24 protein-coding genes and 3 pseudogenes are annotated in these 18,742 nt (G+C 34.5%); 23 read left to right on the top strand and 4 right to left on the bottom strand.

Translation table 11 applies throughout. The features are described from left to right. The first annotated feature begins 59 nt into the window (after window positions 1-59). From HMPREF0520_RS04115 to HMPREF0520_RS04130, 4 genes and pseudogenes are all read left to right on the top strand, one after another. Window positions 60-308: a type II toxin-antitoxin system RelB/DinJ family antitoxin gene (locus tag HMPREF0520_RS04115; RefSeq protein WP_228487861.1), complete on the top strand. Its 249-nt coding sequence runs from the start codon at window positions 60-62 to the stop codon at window positions 306-308. Window positions 309-906: 598 nt separating this feature from the next. Beyond that, on the top strand, window positions 907-1,518 hold the full coding sequence (locus HMPREF0520_RS04120) for a CadD family cadmium resistance transporter (RefSeq protein WP_006729662.1): 612 nt from the start codon (window positions 907-909) through the stop codon (window positions 1,516-1,518). 198 nt (window positions 1,519-1,716) lie between these two features. Beyond that, window positions 1,717-2,009: pseudogene (locus tag HMPREF0520_RS06360) on the top strand (type II toxin-antitoxin system RelB/DinJ family antitoxin). A gap of 579 nt (window positions 2,010-2,588) precedes the next feature. Beyond that, window positions 2,589-3,221, top strand: coding sequence for a helix-turn-helix domain-containing protein (locus HMPREF0520_RS04130; protein WP_006729664.1), 633 nt, complete (start codon window positions 2,589-2,591; stop codon window positions 3,219-3,221). Between the two features lie 265 nt (window positions 3,222-3,486). Here HMPREF0520_RS04130 and HMPREF0520_RS04135 read toward each other — a convergent pair whose 3' ends face one another. Next, complete coding sequence (locus HMPREF0520_RS04135) at window positions 3,487-3,813, bottom strand: type II toxin-antitoxin system RelE/ParE family toxin (protein WP_006729665.1); 327 nt, start codon at window positions 3,811-3,813, stop codon at window positions 3,487-3,489. Then, complete coding sequence (locus tag HMPREF0520_RS04140) at window positions 3,810-4,115, bottom strand: type II toxin-antitoxin system RelB/DinJ family antitoxin (protein WP_006729666.1); 306 nt, start codon at window positions 4,113-4,115, stop codon at window positions 3,810-3,812. The genes HMPREF0520_RS04135 and HMPREF0520_RS04140 overlap by 4 nt, the downstream gene beginning before the upstream one ends. A gap of 509 nt (window positions 4,116-4,624) precedes the next feature. Between HMPREF0520_RS04140 and HMPREF0520_RS06490 the strand changes: the two genes are divergently transcribed. From HMPREF0520_RS06490 to HMPREF0520_RS04175, 7 genes and pseudogenes are all read left to right on the top strand, one after another. After that, on the top strand, window positions 4,625-4,795 hold the full coding sequence (locus tag HMPREF0520_RS06490) for a hypothetical protein (RefSeq protein ID WP_006729667.1): 171 nt from the start codon (window positions 4,625-4,627) through the stop codon (window positions 4,793-4,795). 432 nt (window positions 4,796-5,227) lie between these two features. Beyond that, on the top strand, window positions 5,228-6,706 hold the full coding sequence (locus HMPREF0520_RS04150) for an Lsa family ABC-F type ribosomal protection protein (protein ID WP_006729668.1): 1,479 nt from the start codon (window positions 5,228-5,230) through the stop codon (window positions 6,704-6,706). A 107-nt stretch (window positions 6,707-6,813) separates the two neighbouring features. Next, window positions 6,814-7,116, top strand: coding sequence for a type II toxin-antitoxin system RelB/DinJ family antitoxin (locus HMPREF0520_RS04155; RefSeq protein ID WP_006735256.1), 303 nt, complete (start codon window positions 6,814-6,816; stop codon window positions 7,114-7,116). Continuing rightward, on the top strand, window positions 7,116-7,439 hold the full coding sequence (locus HMPREF0520_RS04160; RefSeq protein WP_006729670.1) for a type II toxin-antitoxin system RelE/ParE family toxin: 324 nt from the start codon (window positions 7,116-7,118) through the stop codon (window positions 7,437-7,439). Before HMPREF0520_RS04155 ends, HMPREF0520_RS04160 begins: the two co-directional genes overlap by 1 nt. 27 nt (window positions 7,440-7,466) lie before the next feature. After that, a pseudogene (locus tag HMPREF0520_RS04165) lies at window positions 7,467-7,859 on the top strand (acyl-CoA thioester hydrolase/BAAT C-terminal domain-containing protein); the annotation flags it as partial. 796 nt (window positions 7,860-8,655) lie between these two features. Next, on the top strand, window positions 8,656-9,081 hold the full coding sequence (locus HMPREF0520_RS06545; RefSeq protein WP_006729672.1) for a hypothetical protein: 426 nt from the start codon (window positions 8,656-8,658) through the stop codon (window positions 9,079-9,081). A 69-nt stretch (window positions 9,082-9,150) separates the two neighbouring features. Next, on the top strand, window positions 9,151-9,759 hold the full coding sequence (locus HMPREF0520_RS04175; RefSeq protein ID WP_029327234.1) for a hypothetical protein: 609 nt from the start codon (window positions 9,151-9,153) through the stop codon (window positions 9,757-9,759). Window positions 9,760-9,854: 95 nt separating this feature from the next. On the opposite strand, the gene HMPREF0520_RS04180 is transcribed toward HMPREF0520_RS04175, so the two are convergent. Further along, window positions 9,855-10,154, bottom strand: a complete 300-nt coding sequence (locus HMPREF0520_RS04180; protein ID WP_006729674.1) for a hypothetical protein — start codon at window positions 10,152-10,154, stop codon at window positions 9,855-9,857. A gap of 521 nt (window positions 10,155-10,675) precedes the next feature. On the opposite strand from HMPREF0520_RS04180, the gene HMPREF0520_RS06430 reads away from it, so the two are divergent. The 12 genes from HMPREF0520_RS06430 to HMPREF0520_RS04235 all read left to right on the top strand — a co-directional run bounded on the left by HMPREF0520_RS06430 (window position 10,676) and on the right by HMPREF0520_RS04235 (window position 18,103). Beyond that, window positions 10,676-10,840 carry a hypothetical protein gene (locus HMPREF0520_RS06430; RefSeq protein ID WP_006729675.1) on the top strand — a complete coding sequence of 55 codons (165 nt, stop codon included), beginning with the start codon at window positions 10,676-10,678 and terminating at the stop codon, window positions 10,838-10,840. Between the two features lie 159 nt (window positions 10,841-10,999). After that, window positions 11,000-12,046, top strand: coding sequence for a ThiF family adenylyltransferase (locus tag HMPREF0520_RS04185; RefSeq protein ID WP_006729676.1), 1,047 nt, complete (start codon window positions 11,000-11,002; stop codon window positions 12,044-12,046). Next, window positions 12,033-13,283, top strand: coding sequence for an MFS transporter (locus HMPREF0520_RS04190; RefSeq protein ID WP_050751949.1), 1,251 nt, complete (start codon window positions 12,033-12,035; stop codon window positions 13,281-13,283). The genes HMPREF0520_RS04185 and HMPREF0520_RS04190 overlap by 14 nt, the downstream gene beginning before the upstream one ends. 296 nt (window positions 13,284-13,579) lie before the next feature. Beyond that, the gene (locus HMPREF0520_RS04195; protein ID WP_006734332.1) at window positions 13,580-13,900 is read left to right on the top strand and encodes a helix-turn-helix domain-containing protein; all 321 of its coding nucleotides are present in this window, start codon (window positions 13,580-13,582) and stop codon (window positions 13,898-13,900) included. Next, a complete protein-coding gene (locus tag HMPREF0520_RS04200; RefSeq protein WP_006729679.1) occupies window positions 13,893-14,486 on the top strand; it encodes an ImmA/IrrE family metallo-endopeptidase in 594 nt (197 codons plus the stop codon). The genes HMPREF0520_RS04195 and HMPREF0520_RS04200 overlap by 8 nt, the downstream gene beginning before the upstream one ends. 226 nt (window positions 14,487-14,712) lie before the next feature. Continuing rightward, window positions 14,713-15,198 carry an EndoU domain-containing protein gene (locus HMPREF0520_RS04205; protein WP_006729680.1) on the top strand — a complete coding sequence of 162 codons (486 nt, stop codon included), beginning with the start codon at window positions 14,713-14,715 and terminating at the stop codon, window positions 15,196-15,198. After that, on the top strand, window positions 15,198-15,572 hold the full coding sequence (locus tag HMPREF0520_RS04210) for a hypothetical protein (RefSeq protein ID WP_006729681.1): 375 nt from the start codon (window positions 15,198-15,200) through the stop codon (window positions 15,570-15,572). Before HMPREF0520_RS04205 ends, HMPREF0520_RS04210 begins: the two co-directional genes overlap by 1 nt. Further along, window positions 15,572-15,946: a hypothetical protein gene (locus HMPREF0520_RS04215; RefSeq protein ID WP_006729682.1), complete on the top strand. Its 375-nt coding sequence runs from the start codon at window positions 15,572-15,574 to the stop codon at window positions 15,944-15,946. Before HMPREF0520_RS04210 ends, HMPREF0520_RS04215 begins: the two co-directional genes overlap by 1 nt. Next, the gene (locus HMPREF0520_RS04220; RefSeq protein WP_006729683.1) at window positions 15,946-16,320 is read left to right on the top strand and encodes a hypothetical protein; all 375 of its coding nucleotides are present in this window, start codon (window positions 15,946-15,948) and stop codon (window positions 16,318-16,320) included. The genes HMPREF0520_RS04215 and HMPREF0520_RS04220 overlap by 1 nt, the downstream gene beginning before the upstream one ends. Further along, window positions 16,320-16,649: a hypothetical protein gene (locus HMPREF0520_RS04225; RefSeq protein WP_006729684.1), complete on the top strand. Its 330-nt coding sequence runs from the start codon at window positions 16,320-16,322 to the stop codon at window positions 16,647-16,649. The genes HMPREF0520_RS04220 and HMPREF0520_RS04225 overlap by 1 nt, the downstream gene beginning before the upstream one ends. Further along, window positions 16,649-17,353 (top strand): DUF4417 domain-containing protein, encoded by a 705-nt coding sequence (locus HMPREF0520_RS04230; RefSeq protein ID WP_010221664.1) that lies wholly within the window; start codon window positions 16,649-16,651, stop codon window positions 17,351-17,353. The genes HMPREF0520_RS04225 and HMPREF0520_RS04230 overlap by 1 nt, the downstream gene beginning before the upstream one ends. Window positions 17,354-17,371: 18 nt before the next feature. After that, complete coding sequence (locus HMPREF0520_RS04235) at window positions 17,372-18,103, top strand: hypothetical protein (protein ID WP_006729686.1); 732 nt, start codon at window positions 17,372-17,374, stop codon at window positions 18,101-18,103. Between the two features lie 110 nt (window positions 18,104-18,213). Here HMPREF0520_RS04235 and HMPREF0520_RS06280 read toward each other — a convergent pair. Next, window positions 18,214-18,528: pseudogene (locus tag HMPREF0520_RS06280) on the bottom strand (type II toxin-antitoxin system RelB/DinJ family antitoxin). Between the last annotated feature and the right edge of the window lie 214 nt (window positions 18,529-18,742).

Consider the following 18,742-nt stretch of genomic DNA (forward strand, 5'->3'; position numbering starts at 1 on the left):
GGTTGATTGATATGGCAGTTACTAAAAATGCGAATGTGAATGTGAGAATACAATAAAATATTAAGCAGCAGGCGGAGCAGATTTTGGAAACTATTGGAATTCCTAGGGCTACTGCTATTGACATGTTTTATCGTCAAATCATTCTTAATAAGGGTATTCCGTTTTCGCTTACTATTCCGAAGTCGCTTCCAGCACAAGATGATATGGATGAGAAAACGTTTAACGCGTTGATGGCTAAAGGTTATGATCAGGCGGCTCAAAGTGATAGTTATCCGATAGATGATGTTTTTGAAGAGCTTGACCGCTGATGGGCAGCCATGGGGTGAGCTTGGTTTTAGAAGAATACGCGTAAAAAAATTATTATGTTTACTTTTGTGTTGATGAGAATAAAAGAGAAGTCCAAATACTTGCGGTTATTTACGCGATAAGAGATCAGGCTACGCAACTGGAGCAATTGTAATGTAACGCACTGTCAAGAGAGTCCTAAACCTTTTAACGATAGCCCCTCCTATCGTTAAAAGGTTTTTCGCTATCCATAGTGTGCACTCGAAAAAGGACTGACGTATTAGGAGTTCTCTCAATCCATTTAGAATCAATTTGTTTGTTGTCAAGAAAATAAAATAATAGACTATAAGACTTTTGAAAACAATGGCTTTATTTATATGAATAATGTTTGGTCTATCTAATTTTATATATTTTCAATCTTCACAGTTTGCGTGGATATCTATCAGCATATTTGACAAAATCATATAATTTAAGTAAATTTCACAAGTAATATTTCAAGGAAAGGTGGGAAAATTGTGAAGTTATTTCTTAAAATGTCTCCATTGGCAACTGCCGAGGCACAATGTGTGTGCAGTCAATTTTGATTGGCTATAAACATTAAACATTTTGAAAGGAGAAATAATGGAAACAATAGTATCCGCTTTATTAGTTTTTGTTTCTACATCCATTGACTACTTAGTTGTCTTGACTATTTTATTCGCTAGTCAAGGAAAGAAAGGTTTGAAATCAATTTATGTAGGGCAGTATTTAGGTACAGGACTGCTTGTACTGGTTAGTCTTATTGCCGCTTACTTTTTAAATTTTATTCCACAAGATTGGATTATCGGACTCCTTGGTCTAATTCCGCTAGGTCTTGGTATAAGAGCAATTTTTGTGGATGAAGATATTGATGAAGAAGATATCGAGGAGAAAATTACCGGAGATGGATCAAAAATCTTAGCATTTACAAGTTTAACAGTAGCAATGGGTGGAGATAATTTAGGAATTTATATCCCCTATTTTACAGGAAAGAGTTTGATTGAGATTAGTATAAGTTTAGTAATATTTGCCTTAGGGATTTTGATTCTATGCAAATTATCTCAAAATCTCTCCTCAATTTCTGCTATCGGAGAGACTGTGGAAAAGTACGAAAAAGTAATTGTACCTGTCGTGTTTATTGGACTCGGTCTCTATATATTGATTGAAAATGGAACTATTAATTATTTCATAGGTCAAGTCCTAAAAGTGGTGTAAATTCATTTCCTTCCCTTTATCCGATATTTTTACGTTCAGGCTCAAACGAGAAAATAAGCAGAGCTTCTCCACCATTATGGTGCTTGATCGTGCTATCTGATGCAGTAATGCGAACATAAAAATCGTATATGACAGTCGAGAAATCTCATCCGTACAGATGTATTACAATATGCAACATGCGTATGGAGGTTGATTGATATGGCAGTTACTAAAACAGCGAATGTGAATGTAAGAATACAAGAAAATATTAAGCAGCAGGCGGAGCAGATTCTGGAAACTATTGGAATTCCTAGACTGCTATTGACATGTTTTATCGTCAAATCATTCTTAATAAGGGTATTCCGTTTTCGCTTACTATTCCAAAGTCGCTTTTAGCACAAGATGATATGAATGAGAAAACGTTTAATGCGTTGATGGCTAAAGGCTATGATCAGGCGGCTCAAAGTGATAGTTATCCGATAGATGATGTTTTTAAAGAGCTTGACTGCTGATGGGCAGCCATGGGGTGAGCTTGGTTTTAGAAGAATACGCGTAAAAAAATTATTACGTTTACTTTTGTGTTGATGAGAATAAAAGAGAAGTCCAAATACTTGCGGTTATTTACGCGATAAGAGATCAGGCTACGCAACTGGAACAATTGTAATGTAACGCACTATCAAGCGAGTCCTAAACCTTTTAACGATAGCCCCTCCTATCGTTAAAAGGTTTTTCGTTATCCATAGTGTGCACTCAAAAAAGTGTAGATATACTTGGAGTTCTCTCAATCCACGTTGAGACGATAGTATTGATGTCAAAAGTGGATTAGCAGCTTTTGTTGCACGCTTGTATTTTGTACGCTCTCTGTTAGTTTTGTATACATTTCTTTTGAAACGGCTATTTTCACATAATTATGTGCACATGTGTTAAGAAAATGCCATGTTACGATTCGTAACGCTTGTATTCTCGTTCGTTTCTTTTCTATTCATATGTTGCTCGTTATCATGTAATTATGCAGTGCAATTATTAATTGCATTACGAGCAAAAAAAATCGTTAAGAACGAAAACTCATAGCCAATGAAAGGAGTTATACGATGTTGTTAGGAGAGAAAATCAGAAATGCACGCGTGGAAGCGGGTTTAACTCAGGAAGAACTTGCTGAAATGATTATGGTTTCGCGTGCTGCGGTAGCGAAGTGGGAAGGTGGTCGCGGTCTGCCGGATGTTGCAAATTTGAAGGTGATTGCGGATGCACTAGGTGTTACTGTCGACTATTTGTTGGATAAAGACAATGCTATTGATTTGTCAATCATTAAGAAGCCTATTGATGTAGCGAAGTATGGTCTTAATGCAAAATTGGGTGTTCGTAAGAAAATCAAGATAAAGGAACAAATTATTCGCGATGAATATGCAGACGCTGAAATTATTATGCTCACAGTGACGAAGTTTATTCCAAATTCGTCTGAAAAGTTTATGGATAATTTTATCGGGTGGATTACTACTTTGTTCAGTGATATTCCTTTGTTTGATACCTTTGCATTCGGTAAAGCTGTAGAGAGTATTGGCAGTGCACAGTATTACTTGGTGAATAAAAAAGAAAAGCAATTTTTTGTGTTGATAACGGATGAGTATATTATTAGCAGAATGATGCGAGTAAAGTTCACTGATAAGAAGATGTGTGTTGGGGATAAGGAATTTACTCAAGTTGGTAAGTTGCGTGATAAGTAAGAACCAGTAGTTGGTTCGGAATTGGTCAGAAGAATGTGTTTTTCAGTTTTGATTTTCGCATTCTCCTGATTTTTATTTTCCGCGTTTTGTACATGCTTTTAGTGTTTTGGCATGACAGTTGATCATAAGAAATGAAATTCGATTTTTGCACACATATAAAAGCATATTCTTTGCATCTAGCTAGTTTACTGAAATTATTTGACCTATGCGTCAAAAAAGTTCATTGGCACCAAGTCATGATTTTGACCATATTGTCGAATTTTCATTATTTGTTGTTGATAATATTTTTGATGTTTCTGCCTGCATAAAAGATACGAACAACCGTCACGCTACATTTATCTTCATCTACGAGGTAAAAAGCCGTGTAGTTATCTATGGGAACCCTGCGTATTCCCATAGAATGCCACGGCTCCCACTCTACAAGCGGATGGCGCATAGGCATAGTGTTAAGAGAGCGGATAGTTTTTCTAATGCGACTCACCTGTTTTTCGGCTGTTTTAGGAACTTGCAAAGTAAAACGGATATACTCGTATAATTCGCTGAGATCAAGGAACGCTTGCGGAGAATAGATGATGTTATAAGTTGTACTCATGCACCATATTCCTTTGCAAAGAACAGATCTACTTCATCTGCACTATAAGATTTGCCAGATCTTAGAGAGTCTAAGCCTTTCTGCAATTCCTTATCCAACTCATCACGAGTGATACTGCCTAAAGCAATAGGTTTATTTACTGGCAGGCGAAGTTCAAAGGGCATGCCTTTTTGTAAAACGATTTGACTATAAAGCATTTGAATTGCAGAAGACGGTGTTATGCCAAGCTGGTTCAAAATGCTTTCAGCATTTTCTTTAAGTGTGGTGTCGATTCGTGCATATACAACATTGGTATTTGCCATGATATTCACACTCCTTTCTGTCTGTATTTTACAAATTATAGCAAGCAATTGCAAGCTAGCGAAAGCAATATATTCATTTCAGTGAGATAATCTACGTCGAGACTGTAGTATTGATGATTAGCCGGGTGCAAATGTGCCCTTGTGCAGCAGGGCTTAGCGAGGGCTATTATAAAAGTGTTGATAGCGATGAGTGAGCTTTTACTTATAACTCTCTTTTTTGAAACAATCAATTTTACAGCATAATACTAAATCAATCGGCAAGAGAGTCTAATTTATTCAATCATATGAATTAAAGATTATTAAATGGCTTTAGTTGACCTAAATTGCATGTATTGTAATGACAACGTGTTGAATATAAACTAATATTTTAGTATGATAAAAGAAAAGGGAGGTACCGTATATGGCTACTACGAATTTAAATATCAGAACAGATAAGTAAATTAAAGAACAAGCTGATAAGATTTTTTCAGAACTAGGGCTTAATATGACGACAGCAATTAACATTTTTTTTGCGAACAACTATTCGTGAGAATGGGATTCCTTTTTCTCTTAAATTAGAGGCTCCGAATGATACAACGATTGCTGCTATTGAGGAAGGTAGACGTATTGCGTCTGATCCTAGTGTAAAGGGTTATCGAAATATGGAAGATCTTAAGGGGCTCTTGATTTATGAGATATGAAGTAAAATTTACGAACCAGTTCAAAAAAGACCTTAAATCAGCTAAGAAACAAAATAAAAATACGGATAGTCTTTTAAAAGTAATTGATGTTATATAGGCTGGGTACACATTCAGAATTGTTTAAGAAATAAAATGATGCCTTTGCGATAATTTTCCTATTGTTAAAAAGTGTAGATATACTACCCGTTCACTCAATCTCATGTGAGAGTGTTGTATTGATGTCAAGGGCTAATTAGGTGGGTGCAAATTTGCCCTTGTGTAGCAAGGCTTAGTGAGTGCTATCTTAAAAGGTTTAATGCATGGCTGTTTTAGGCTGGGTTCTTGTGGTTTTTGAGCGTGTTTTGGCTGTTTGAGGAAACATGTCGACAGTGCACAGGATATTAAGTTAAAGGGTGCACCCAGGCGGTAAATGATAATTTAGGGAGGCGTTTTATGTCAGCAATTAAAATTCAAAACCTCACTTTCTCATATTATGGATATGTAAAACCGATATTTGAAAATGTATCGTTTTCCTTTGATACAAACTGGAAAACGGGATTGATAGGAAGAAATGGAATTGGTAAATCAACTCTATTTAAGTTACTGTTAAATCAAGAGACTTATCAAGGTAAAATAAGCAAGGATGTTGAATTTGTTAAATTTCCACCAAATATAAGCGATACTTCAAAATTAGGGATTGATTTATATAAAGAACTAATATCAGATGATGAAGAATGGAAGTTATTTAGAGAACTTAATTTGCTAAATGTAGATGAGAACCTTGTTTATAGGGAATTTAAAACTCTTTCTAAAGGGGAACAAACAAAAATCCTTTTAGCTATTTTGTTTACAAAAGAAGATGGTTTTTTACTTATTGATGAACCAACAAACCATTTAGATATGAACGGAAGAAAAATTTTAAGTGAATATCTGAAAAGTAAAAAAGGTTTTTTGCTCATTTCTCATGATAGAAATTTTTTAGATGGATGTATCAATCATGTTATTTCTATTAACAGGAATTCTATTGATGTCCAATCGGGAAATTTTACATCATGGTATGAAAATAAATTGATGAAAGACAAATTTGAAATCAGTAAAAATGAGAAATTAAGAAAAGATATTAAACGCTTAAAAGAAGCTGCAAGACAAAGTAAAATTTGGTCTGATAAGATTGAGAATACTAAAAATGGTGTAAAAGTATCAGGGATAAAACCAGACAAAGGGCGTATAGGTCATCAGTCAGCCAAGATGATGAAGAAGTCCAAGAATTTAGAACATAGACAAAATAAGGCAATAGAAGAAAAGCAGAGTTTACTAAAAGATATCGAAATAAAGGAAAGTCTATTACTGCATCCGCTACATCATCACAAAAATCCCCTAATATCGGTTAGCGAGTTATCAGCACACTATGGAGAAAGACAGATCCTAAGTAATTTGAGCTTTGAGATAGAGCAAGGCGATATAGTGGCTATTAGTGGAAGAAATGGTAGTGGAAAATCAACCTTGATTAAAATTCTATTAGGTATAAATCACGAGTATACAGGTGAGATAAAATTAGCAAGTAATTTAAAAATATCGTATATTCCTCAGGATACATCTAATTTATCAGGTAGCCTAAATGAATATATTCACAGTCAAGATGTTGATGAAACATTATGTAAAACAATTCTAAGAAAATTAGATTTTGCAAGAGAATTATTTGAAATGGATATGATAGATTATAGTGATGGACAAAAAAAGAAAGTTTTAATTGCCCTAAGTTTGTCGAAACCAGCCCATTTATTTATTTGGGATGAGCCGTTGAATTATATAGATGTAATATCAAGAATACAGATTGAGGAAATTATAAAAGAAGCAAAGCCTACACTCATATTTGTGGAACACGATAAGCGATTTGTAGAAGATATCGCTAATAAAATAATACAATTTTAATTAAAATACAAAAAAGCGTATATGACAGTCGAGGAATCCTATTCATGTAAATTGTGTTGCAATATGCGATATAGTATTTTATGATATGGGCATGGAGGTTAATTGATATGGCAGTTACTAAAAGTGCGAATGTGAATGTGAGAATACAAGAAAATATTAAGCAGCAGGCGGAGCAGATTTTGGAAACAATTGGAATTTCTAGGGCTACGGCTATTGACATGTTTTATCGTCAAATCATTCTTAATAACGGCATTCCGTTTTCGCTTACTATTCCCAAGTCGCTTCCAGTGCAAGATGATATGGATGAGAAAACGTTTAACGCGTTGATGGCTAAAGGCTATGATCAGGCGGTTTGCGGTGATAGTTATCCGATAGATGATGTTTTTGAAGAGCTTGAACGAGGTCTTTAATGGATGAGTATAAGATAAAAGTCACTCGTCAGGCGAAAGAGCATCTTGCGATTGTTCGAGAATATATTGCCACTGAGTTAAAAGAGCCGATAGTGGCTAAAAGAATGCTCGAGCTGTTGAAGGAGGGAATGACGTCTTTACAGACGATGCCTTATCGTGTGAAAGCAATTGATGAGCAACCGTGGAGAAATCTTGGTTTTAGAAAAATACGCGTAAAAAATTATTATATTTACTTTTTGGTTGATGAGAATAGAAAAGAAGTTCAAATACTCGCGGTTATTTACGTTAGAAGAGATCAGGCTAAACAACTGGAACAATTGTAATGTAACGCACTATTAAGCAGGTCTTAAACCTTTAGCTCATTTCTAAAAAATATTATTGTTCCAACTATGATTAAAAGTCCTATTAGTTATAAAGAAACTTATAAAAGTGCAATAGAACAAGACCCTTCAAGCCAAGAAAAACTAATACCGGTCAAAAATGTTAAGGCAAATATATTAATGATAGTAGGCGAAGATGATTTGATGTGGGATAGCTTTGCCATGGCAAAAAAAATAAAAGAGCAAAACCCTAATGCAAAGATTTATTCTTATAAAGAAGCAGGGCATATATTTGCAGGCAATGGTGTTTTAAATCTAGGAAGAATTAGAATTGCAACAGGTGGAACAACTGAAGGCAATGATAAAGCAAAAAGTGAATCAAGAAAAACTATTGCTGCTTTCTTAAAAGAAAATCATAAATAGATAATTACTTGTGTGTTCAAAAATGATAAAAATATAGTATTAAAGAAGTGGAATTAATCTACTTCTTTTTTATTTAAAAATATGCTGTACAATATCATTTTTCGTCTTTTCATAAATTGAATACGGACAGTAGATGGATGACATTTGAATGAAGATACCAAAATCTTTCATAAATTCTTTTTTACTTAGTTATAATCCATTGCCAAATTTAGAGTCTATATTGTAGGATGTATTTTCATAATTGCTATATTAATCACCAGAACTTTCTTTTTTGATAAAAATTTTAGAAAATTGAGATATTATAAAAGCGTTTAACAGGCCAGCATTTGCAATTATTGTTGATAATGTAGTGGTTGCTAGAATTGATAAGGATAGATCAGCCCATCTATATGACCTAACAATCTATTTCAGAACAGGAATTAAAGATAGTCAAGATTCTAAAAACTATTCTATACAAAGCTTAAAATGCCCCCAGCTAATCAGCCCTTGAATCATCTCACGTGCTACGAAGCATCATCAGAAAATGACTGGACGAACGAGTAGGTATGGAAGAAAGGCAACCAAGTTTGGCTTCGTCTCGTCGTTGCCATCATTGCGTTGAACCGCACCATCAGATGCGGCAACTAACCAACCTAGCAAAGCGTCTGGAGCATCAGTGGTCTACTTATACTGTGACATTTTGACATTCAAAGAAGTTTGTGTATAATATATACTCGTATTATTGTAATCAATTCGAGGTAGTAATATCATAAAACACAAATCTACAGTAAAACGAAATGGCGGAGGTAGGATTCAAATGACAGAGGAACACACTATCGTGTCCGCCGCTAAAGGGAATAGGCTACAGCTAATACCCCTAATAGCTGTGCTAGCAGGCCTAGGAATACTAGTTTATCGCTTCTGGTTTAACACCTCTGCTCTGTATGCTCCATTCTACGCTCTCATGGCGTGCGGGGTTGTTGGTGCGTTGATTCAGTTATTGGTTGCAATAACAACTACTTGTTTGTACCGCAGAAAAGTTATAGCTATCGTGGATGCGACAGTTATTATAATTACATTGTTGACTATTCTCTTTGGCGAGTATATAGCATGCAGCGTGCTGAAATTATCTGTTATTAGCTATGCTTGGAGCCCTGGAACACAGATTAACACCGTCGCTACAATCTTGTCCGGTGCTGTGGTGACACTCCTAGTATTCTGTGAACAACGCAAAATAAAGTGACAGTAAAATCCTATGAAAAATGCACACAATTTGCCCCCGCTTTTTATGTGGAAAGAAAGAGAGTTTATTATGGTTAACAATAATTTAAAAGAAAAAATAAAAAATGCTAGAAAGAGTGGAGGAAAAGGTAAATTCAAAAATTTATATTGGTGGGTAATAGATCTAGAAAATGAAGTGGATATTTACAAGACTAAATATAACAAAATTTTTTTAATGCCATATACTTTTGGACTTACAGAAGATGATTTAAATCCAAATACAAGTACGGATATAATAGGTCTGAAAAATTATGAAGAAAATGATGAAGAAGGTAATAATTTATTTAATCGCATAAGTAAACAAAAAAATTATAAAAAAGCTAAAATACATTCTAACAATTATAACGTAGATATAACTACAGGTAATTTTCACCCACATGATGCTTTGAAGGGAGTAATAAAAGGGGAAAAAATTAAACAAATCATGCTAGTAAGAAATACCTTAAGTAAAAATCAATCTCACTACGGAGTTTTATACCCCAAGAATTGCCCTAAAGGCGAAGAAAAAAATTTCATAATTTTAAGAGATGAAGCCAATAAATTACGCTACATTCCTAAAAAATGCATAAAACTAGTAAAAGAAAACGAAGAACTTGAAAAAACACTTAATGATTTTTTAAATTCCATAGGAGTTGAATAAATAATATTACTTAGAACTAAGAAATAGTTATCAGATGTAAATGTGATGTGCCCCCCCAAAAAAAGTTAGACTTTTGTCTTTAAAAAATAAGGGGGTTATTTTTCATATTCGTGTATAACACGTTTTATAAGAGCGTCTTTACCTGGTCCTGGTTCAATCATTGATAAGAAATGACGGGATGAAATTGTGGTCAGCAGATCAATTAGATATCGCACGCTTTCATCAGGCCCAAGAATAGTATCTTCTTTGTTAATATGTTTAAGGATGTAATGCTTGTAGTATTTAGCCACACGATCAGGTTTCCAACCATTTTCTTTTAGTTCGTTGTATAATTTGTCAAGATCTAAAGTAATAGTGACCTTCGTAGGTAAATTAATATTTTCATTTTTATCCATAAGTTTGTACCTCCTATTGTTGATAATATACTTCAATGTAGAAACAAAGGCAACAAAATTAAAAAGTGGTAGGTAAAAATTTCCAAAGACTTATTATACGCTACGCAAAAAACTGTATAAAGTTTCATGCTAAAGAAATTTTCCAATTTCATGAATGGTTGAAATACCTAATAGAAAGATGCATGTAGGAAATTATAGAGGTTTATTAAGATGGTGCACAGTTAATCTTCAGAGCAAGAACTCAATGAAAGTAAAGTGGTAACAAAGGGGTATGTAGCAGGGTTTAGCGAGGGCTATCGTTAAAAGATTTAATGCGTTGCTGCTGCTTATTTCTATAAGCACTTTTTACCGAGCTCAGAAACTTTTAGAGCAAAGAAAAGGTGGAAAAAGTTAGCATAAAAGGTTGACAATCCATAAAAAGACTGATATGGTATCCGTCAGATGGACAGACAGCGTAGTTCTTTCTATTTTTACGTAGAATTTTTTGATTGACAGAAATATATATCTGATGGATTGCATTTTTGGTCAAAAACAAAAAAGACAATGGGCCTATTGATCTTTCTAAGATTGTTAGTAATGTCGATAAAGATGTTACTCAGGCTGGTAAGCTCTACTATGGAGACGTTGCATTCGGAGTTGTTGAGGCAAGCGATTTATTTGAAGGTGCGTATAATGACGAAGGTTAATTTTAAATAACGAAAAGAGATGATAAAAATGCACGTAACTCCATCAAACTAATTACTAATCAATAATGATCTATAGTGGATCTTTTCCGGCACGACGAGAATGAATAATTCTCGTCGTGTTGTTATTAACAATTATTATCGTTAAGGAGGTTTGTTTCTATGTTTTTTACTTCAAAAACGTTTCGTTCACAAAAAGGTGCTACGCAATGCATTCTGGGGCTAGGGACACATCAAGAATTTGTTGATCGACCAACTGCTGATATCTATATTTCTATTCTAGCTTTTTGTCTACAAGGCAGGAGCTTAGAGGAATTAAAAACTTATATAAATAATAATCATTTTTCGTGGAAATATATTGAATGGTTGACTAGACATAATTTTCTCATAAAAACTACTAATACATATCTTTCTGAATGCGAAGAATTATATATTAAAAATCAACTTTTCCTTGACAGCCTTTTCAATCGTACGTTTGATATGAAAAAAATTTTCGGAGATTATACAATAATTATTGCTGGATGCGGAGGTATTGGTAATTTTATTTCTTATGCTGTTTCTTCACTCCCAGTAAAGAAAATAGTCTTAATAGATTTTGATCATATCGAAAAATCTAACCTCAATAGACAGTTTTTATTCACTACTTCAGATATCGGGCAACTGAAGACTGAAATTCTTGCTAAGGCCTTACGCGAAAGAGGTTGCAAAGCTGAAATAGAAACATATTCCAGTAAGACTTCTTACCAAACTTTATCAGAAATACTTTCTAGTAATGAAGGAAAAATGTTCTGTGTATTGTCTGCAGATAGTGCAGGAATTCTACAAGATACTACGAAATGTTTTGCTAAATATGAAGTCCCATTTATTAATGTGGGATATTTCAATGATATTGCAGCTATAGGTCCACTCTACGATCGCGATCATGCATGCCCGCTATGTGGTAACACATTAAATGTGGAAGCAAAATACAGTGCAACCGATACAAATAATTTGTATGAATTAGTTAACCGTAACTATTCAGCTCCTTCTAGCTTTACGAATAATGCACTTGCTTCTGCAATGGCAATGAGTGACATTATATCATATATTGTAGGTGATAAGGAAGGCGTACAATCGTTCAATAAGCGTATTGGGATTGACACACGCACACTTAAACGTTATGAACTGCCTGTAGAAAAAGACTGGAAGTGTAAATATTGTGGAAAATAATATGCACACACTACCTACCTCATTACAGAGAAACATATTTGTATATTACTCCGTTGCAGCAATTTACATGCTTTCAATCTCTCTTCCTCATGCGATTCTTACACCGTTACTCATTCAAAAAGGATTATCCTTCGCTGACATTGCTACCATACAAATTGCATTCAGTATTGCTGTAGCGTTGTGCGAGATCCCTAGTGGCATTCTCTCTGATGCATTTTCGAGAAGAACTGTCTATTTATGGTCAAAGTTTCTAATCATTGCTTTTTTCTTGATTGTTTACTTCGCACATGGGCTTCAAGCTATGACCATTGCATGGTTTATTTATGGAGTATCTGTAGCTTTTGATTCTGGAACTATTGGTAATGAAATTATTTTACGTGTACGAGATCACTATGATCATTCAGGTGAATCTTCTGCAAAAATGGTCGACACTTTAGTAAGGCTTGATACGAGGATTGCTACGATATGCATGATTATTTCTGGTTTTATCGGATCATTCATATATCAGCAAATAGGTTTTTCTTTATACTGGTTTTCACTTCTTGGGGCAACAATTTGCATAGTTATCATTTTTATATGTTTCCCAGATAAAAACATCGGCACAATACCACAAGGCAACAGTGCATCTATTACTAAAATCAAACACGTTTTTACGGAAGGTGTTCGTGAACTTATTGACAACAAAAATGTGGGCATTTATTTTTGCACACTTGCCACAACACAAATATTTTTCCAATCACACTTTCAATTTTGGCAATCATTCTTCTTGGAAATTGGCATGAAACAACACTATTTAGGTCTTCTCTACGTACTATTTCAGTCAGTGTCATTTGTCGTTTCATTCGTTTCCATGCGTGGAATATTGGCTCGTTACAAATTGGCATCAATATTGCCTTACGTATTATGCACAACAGTATTTTGTATCGTGTTGTTACTAATGCCAGTAAATATATACATACAAATATTTGCGTATAGTATATTTGTTGCCATATTTTGGGTTGTTTCTAATGATATCAATGCGCAACTACGCCAAAATCTTACGGAAAAAGCCCTCAGTACCTTAACGTCACTTGCATCTATGATGACGAGAATCGCGTCAATCATAGTGCTGAGTATCCTATCTGTCTTGTTACATTTGTTTCCAGTACATGTAGTAATACCTCTGATGTTCGCTATAGCAATGATTACTACTCTTACATCATATTTGTATGCCAGTTATAAAAATGCTAATTGTTAAACTCTGCGTATCTTCAACTCTTCAACGAATAAACGTAAAAGTCAAAAGAGCATGAGCATTTGAAATGTTGAAAATCAAGCCTAGGGATAATACTTTCTAGGCTATTTTTATGCAAAAAAATAAGGCTATTAAGCCAATCTTAAAAGATTAAGTATCGGTGGTATTATTAAAAGGCTAAAAAGTAGAGGTGTTAAGTCTCACAAGAGAAAGATATTTGTAGTAAACGAGCTTTTGGATCTGAATTGACAATTGCCAAAATGCAATATATAATTGCAAATATAAAAGGAGGAATTAGTATGAGCTGGCAGGAAAAGGTAAAAAACTTAATGAACGATAGAGGTATTAATCAAAAACAGTTATCGCAATTAAGCGGTATTACAGAAAGTTCGGTTTCTAGGTATCTTCGAAGTGATCGTAGACCACGACTAGATGTTGTAGTTAATTTTGCTAAAGCGTTTGGCGTTGCAACTGACTATCTACTTGATGATGGGGAAGAGAGTGAAGCAAGTGCATATAAAACAATTTCCACGGCTATTGCCAGGAAAGGTGGGGAGCTAACACCTGAAGAAAAAAATGAGCTAATTGCACTACTTCTCGGGAGTAAAGCGGATGTATAGAAACGGAATTGAGTATGACAAATTGGATAAGTTGATTTATTCAATATATGTTGATTACAATATCAAAGCATTTCCCATTGATGAAAAAGATCTTTGCCGGAAGATGAAAATAGCTCTTGTTCCTTATTCTGCTTTTTCCGATGAAGCTAAAAAGCTGTTGCAAAAGAAATCAAATCACGCATTCTTTGTTAAAGAGTCCAAAGAAAATCCACCAACAATTTATTACAACGATACGTTTGAATCAGAAGGTTCAATTCGTCTTTCTGTTTTTCATGAAATTGGGCATTATATTTGCGAAGATGAAGATGATTCGAAAGATGATTTAGCTGATTATTTTGCAAGGCATTTCATGTGCCCAACCGCTTACCTCATGTTGAAGGGGATAGAATCACCCAATGAGATTGTGGCATTTTGCGGTGTAAGTTTTCAAGCTGCGTGCAATGCAAGTGCAAATATTGCAAATCGTAAGAAAAAACTTGGAAATAAGCTCTTGAGCTACGAAAAAGAATTTATAAAAAATATTGATCCGATAGCATTTTGGTTTTATGAGTTGACAGACAGGGGGGAGAAAGTTATGAATGTGTAGATAAATTAAAACGCTTCTAAATTGTTGGAGCAATTCAAAAGCGTTTTATGTAGGCGTTATAAAACACCCAACTAAGCAGTGAATATTTTATCACGCCTACTAAGTAATTACAAGAAAAATTAGAAAATAACACACGTTTTAAGAACGGGTAGAAAGGCGTGATATATGGTGAAATTAAATACAAATAAAGCTCTTCACCGTACACATACAGTGAAGGGTGAAGTAAATGGGCACAACTAAAAGCGGACGAGTTTTAAATACGCGAGGAGCCGCTGGTTCAGCGAGTCAATTTGCTGTCGTTCATTCTAATGAAGGAGCATATACTAAGCCACAGAAGGATAACCATATCCGATTAAAATCTGGCGGTCACGGGCAAACAGGACTTAAAGAACTGGATAAATACGGTATTGAGTATCATATTGTGAAAACATATCCCAATGGCGTAAGAGTTGGATATGTGCCACGGCATAAAGACACTAAGAAGAAAAAGGGTACTAATCAAGCGTGGTTTCCGGCTAGCTGGACAACCAAAGACATTAAACATGCAGGTGAACATGTTGCTAATTTAAAAGGAAATAAGCATGTGAAAGATGGAGTTATTGTATTTGGTAATTGGAAAGGCGTGCGTGTGGGAGTTATACGAACACACGGTCAAATCGGCACAATCTTTCCTGATTCAAATCAACCGCGTAAGAAAAGAGGTAAGAAATAATGGATGTACAAAAATTTAAAGAAGTGCTTAAAAGACGTGATGAGACACACAGTGAATATACTTACGGACTAGAAATGTGTTGGAAGGAAGAAGTTGAAATATTAGCTGAAGATATACCATCAACTATCGAGTACTTAAAAAATGATTGTACGGCAGATGAATTTGTATGGATTAGCGAAATTATTGATGATCTGGCTGAAAAGACGCGAAGCAGAGAGCTTGTAGAGTGTTATAAAAATTTGATGAATAAATACTCAGAAGAAACTAAAGAATATTACATTGGCTTTTGCATAGAGTGTGCTGAGGATTTTCTTGAGGATACTGTTGAAGATTCCGATTCAAATCAACAGTTCAAGAAAAGAGGTAAGAAATAATGGATGTACAAAAATTTAGAGAAGTGCTTAAGGAACTCAATGAAACTGAAATCGAATATGACTATGGTATAGAAATGTGTTGGAAGGAAGAAGTCGAAATATTGTCTGAAGATATACCATCAACTGTCGAGTACTTAAAAAATGAGTGCACGGCAGATGAATTTGTATGGATTAGCGAAATTATCGATGATCTGGCTGAAAAGACGCGAAGCAGAGAGCTTGTAGAGTGTTATAAAAGCTTGATGGGAAAGTTTCCTGAAGAGTCTAAGAGATACCATGTGGATTTTTGCATAGAGTGTGCTGAGGATTTTCTTGAGGATACCGTTAAAGATTTCGATTCAAATCAACCGCTCAATAAAAGAGGTAAGAAATAATGGATGTACAAAAGTTTAGAGAAGTAATTAGAAGACGCAATGAAACTCATGACGAATACGATTATGGCGTAGAAATGTGTGGCAAAGAAGAAATTCAAATATTAGCTGAAGATATACCATCAACTATCGAGTACTTAAAAAATGATTGTACGGCAGATGAATTTGTATGGATTAGCGAAATTATTGATGATCTCGCTGAAAAAACACGAAACAGAGAGCTTATGGAGTGTTATAAAAGCTTGATGGGAAAATTTCCTGAAGAGTCTAAGAGATACCACGTAGATTTTTGCATAGAGTGTGCTGAGGATTTTCTTGAGGATACTGTTGAAGATTCCGATTCAAATCAACAGTTCAAGAAAAAAGGTAAGAAATAATGGATGTACAAAAAATTAGAGAAGTAATTAGAAGACGCAATGAAACGCATGATGAATATGATTATGGCGTAGAAATGTGTGACAAAGAAGAAATTCAAATACTGTCTGAAGATATACCATCAACTATAAATTACTTGCAAAATCAATGCACGGCAGATGAGTTCTTTTGGATTAGTGAGATTATTGATGACCTAGCTGCTGAAACACAGAGCAGAGAGATTGTGGAATGCTATAAGAATCTAGGGAAAAAATATCCTGACATGGCTAAGACATTTAACCTTTTCCGGCTGCGTGAAGTATGCCGAAGCGGCGTTAGGAGAAGATGCTAATGTCTAAAATAGAAACTCTCGTAGATGAAGGTTTCAGAGTTTCCTTAATTGAAACAGCATTCTTTGATGGAAAATTTGAAATACCGCATATTGATGCTCCAAAGGATATTGTTGTACCCAGTGGTCTTGTACCGTTTTCACGAAGGCAGCGTAGCCGTGATAAGCAAGACTTTGTTTGCTTTTACGAACACGACGTTAAGTTCAGAGAAATTTTGACGCATACGGAGGATTATGTTGAAGAGCTAAAACAATATCCCGGAGTAATTTCTCCTGATTGTTCTCTCTATATTGATGCACCTCTTTGTGTGCAAATCGCAAGCATTTATTTGAATCGAGCAGTTGGCTATTATTTAAGCAAACAGGGGATTTACGTTATACCTAATATCCGTTGGGGTGATGAGCGAACTTATACTGATGAATTATTGGGAGAAAAAGTGGCTTTTCAGGGCGTAGACAAACATAGCATCGTGTCAATTGGGACTTATGGGCAAATTAGAACAGCAGAATCTAAAAGGTATTTTAGGGAAGGCTTGATTGCGATGCTAGATGAGCTTGAGCCTAAAGTTGTCCTTGTATATGGTGCAATGCCAGATACTATATTTCATGGCTTGGAAACTATAACTGAGTTTGTGCAATATCCCGATTGGACAACACGTATGAAACAAAAAAATATAATGTATAAATCTAGTGTGGAACATATATAGCATTTAGGAGAATAGGCGATGGAGAAGGATAAAGCAAAATGTGTGGCTAAAAACTGCAAAACTGAGTTTATTAAGCCAAGTTATCATAATAAAAATGATTATGAATATATAAAACAATTTTTATCTGTAAAATTTGGTATAGAAATTAATAATAATTTAAAACAACAATTTGGATATTACCCAATTGAGCCAATGGCTCCTTTTCATGAAAATAAGGAAGAATTTATAAGGGTAGAAATGACTATAGCAAGTAATGAAGCCCCTATAAAAGTTAAAGGTTGGAAAGTATGTTTGAAAAAGGAGCCTCAGGATACTTTTTATCGAAATTTTATTTGTAAAAATAAAGAAGGAAATAGAAAGAAGAGATGTTTTGTTGTTAAACATTTTCATAGAACAATGGAAATACATCGTGGGCATTTATTAGCTAATAAGTTTAAAGAATTTTTAGTCTCAAAAACGGATCAAGATGATCATGTAAACCAGTTCTTTGGAAAAGGATGTGTTGAAAATATAGCATGTCAAACTAATGGGGCTAATTGTGATTCTACAACTATTCATGGTCAATGGTATTTTGAAGACGAGGTAGTTAAAGCTTTAAATAATGGCGAAGTTACAAAAGTTTTCTATGAAATATATGAACTATCGGTTCAAGAACGTAGTTTAGGTAGGGTACTATTAATTAATTCTGAACCTGAGAATGTATTATCATATTTTGTTTTTATTCCCAACTCGGAAAATTCATCTAAGTAAGAGGGATACTTTTGTTTGTGTTTATGTGATATATAGGTTTAATTAAGAAATTAAAGTCACAATTCTGTATTTCCTTTTTTGTATAGTATAAGTGAGTGATGAACTACCTACTACCCATACAAAAATAAATTCATAGTTATTGCACTACACATATTTAGTTCGTAGTGCAATAATGCTTTCTTCAGGTCTTCCATAGAAGAATATGATGGGCGTTAGGGTCTCTGGAAATTCTTCTAGCTTCTTCCATGGCATTCAGCATTAAACTTTGGGATTTCTACTTTAAAAGGAAGACCTCCTTGCAAAACACACTGACGTAAGAAGATGTTCACAGAACTTGACATATCGATGCCAAGTTTTTTAAACAGTTCATTTGCTTTTGTTTTGACATTACTATCGATACGAATTTGAGTAGGACTTATTGCCATATTATCAGCTCCTTTTAAGGCAATGGCGATACAATAGGTATACGTTGTCAAGCAATAAACAAATGAAATAATTTAGAAACAGCCTATATCTTGTTCATTTATGTTGATAATTGCAACTTTGAACTTTTTTGAGAAAAATATGAGTATGAAAGGTTGTATGTGTAGTTTTTAGTATTACAATGAAAGCTAAATAGACTAGTAATCTAATTTTAAA

Origin of the sequence: Lactobacillus iners DSM 13335, assembly GCF_000160875.1 — a bacterium.
GTDB classification, from domain to species: Bacteria; Bacillota; Bacilli; order Lactobacillales; family Lactobacillaceae; genus Lactobacillus; species Lactobacillus iners.

What these genes read in the sequence shown, in the direction of transcription:
- HMPREF0520_RS04180 (WP_006729674.1), bottom strand. Translation starts at nt 10,154, where the DNA reads ATGGATAAAAATGAAAATATTAATTTACCTACGAAGGTCACTATTACT.
- HMPREF0520_RS04155 (WP_006735256.1), top strand. Translation starts at nt 6,814, where the DNA reads ATGGCAGTTACTAAAAGTGCGAATGTGAATGTGAGAATACAAGAAAAT.
- HMPREF0520_RS04230 (WP_010221664.1), top strand. Translation starts at nt 16,649, where the DNA reads ATGTCTAAAATAGAAACTCTCGTAGATGAAGGTTTCAGAGTTTCCTTA.
- HMPREF0520_RS04175 (WP_029327234.1), top strand. Translation starts at nt 9,151, where the DNA reads ATGGTTAACAATAATTTAAAAGAAAAAATAAAAAATGCTAGAAAGAGT.
- HMPREF0520_RS04130 (WP_006729664.1), top strand. Translation starts at nt 2,589, where the DNA reads ATGTTGTTAGGAGAGAAAATCAGAAATGCACGCGTGGAAGCGGGTTTA.
- HMPREF0520_RS06545 (WP_006729672.1), top strand. Translation starts at nt 8,656, where the DNA reads ATGACAGAGGAACACACTATCGTGTCCGCCGCTAAAGGGAATAGGCTA.
- HMPREF0520_RS04215 (WP_006729682.1), top strand. Translation starts at nt 15,572, where the DNA reads ATGGATGTACAAAAATTTAGAGAAGTGCTTAAGGAACTCAATGAAACT.
- HMPREF0520_RS04235 (WP_006729686.1), top strand. Translation starts at nt 17,372, where the DNA reads ATGGAGAAGGATAAAGCAAAATGTGTGGCTAAAAACTGCAAAACTGAG.
- HMPREF0520_RS04210 (WP_006729681.1), top strand. Translation starts at nt 15,198, where the DNA reads ATGGATGTACAAAAATTTAAAGAAGTGCTTAAAAGACGTGATGAGACA.
- HMPREF0520_RS04150 (WP_006729668.1), top strand. Translation starts at nt 5,228, where the DNA reads ATGTCAGCAATTAAAATTCAAAACCTCACTTTCTCATATTATGGATAT.
- HMPREF0520_RS04120 (WP_006729662.1), top strand. Translation starts at nt 907, where the DNA reads ATGGAAACAATAGTATCCGCTTTATTAGTTTTTGTTTCTACATCCATT.
- HMPREF0520_RS04225 (WP_006729684.1), top strand. Translation starts at nt 16,320, where the DNA reads ATGGATGTACAAAAAATTAGAGAAGTAATTAGAAGACGCAATGAAACG.
- HMPREF0520_RS04195 (WP_006734332.1), top strand. Translation starts at nt 13,580, where the DNA reads ATGAGCTGGCAGGAAAAGGTAAAAAACTTAATGAACGATAGAGGTATT.
- HMPREF0520_RS04220 (WP_006729683.1), top strand. Translation starts at nt 15,946, where the DNA reads ATGGATGTACAAAAGTTTAGAGAAGTAATTAGAAGACGCAATGAAACT.
- HMPREF0520_RS04200 (WP_006729679.1), top strand. Translation starts at nt 13,893, where the DNA reads ATGTATAGAAACGGAATTGAGTATGACAAATTGGATAAGTTGATTTAT.
- HMPREF0520_RS04160 (WP_006729670.1), top strand. Translation starts at nt 7,116, where the DNA reads ATGGATGAGTATAAGATAAAAGTCACTCGTCAGGCGAAAGAGCATCTT.
- HMPREF0520_RS04205 (WP_006729680.1), top strand. Translation starts at nt 14,713, where the DNA reads ATGGGCACAACTAAAAGCGGACGAGTTTTAAATACGCGAGGAGCCGCT.
- HMPREF0520_RS04140 (WP_006729666.1), bottom strand. Translation starts at nt 4,115, where the DNA reads ATGGCAAATACCAATGTTGTATATGCACGAATCGACACCACACTTAAA.
- HMPREF0520_RS04185 (WP_006729676.1), top strand. Translation starts at nt 11,000, where the DNA reads ATGTTTTTTACTTCAAAAACGTTTCGTTCACAAAAAGGTGCTACGCAA.
- HMPREF0520_RS04135 (WP_006729665.1), bottom strand. Translation starts at nt 3,813, where the DNA reads ATGAGTACAACTTATAACATCATCTATTCTCCGCAAGCGTTCCTTGAT.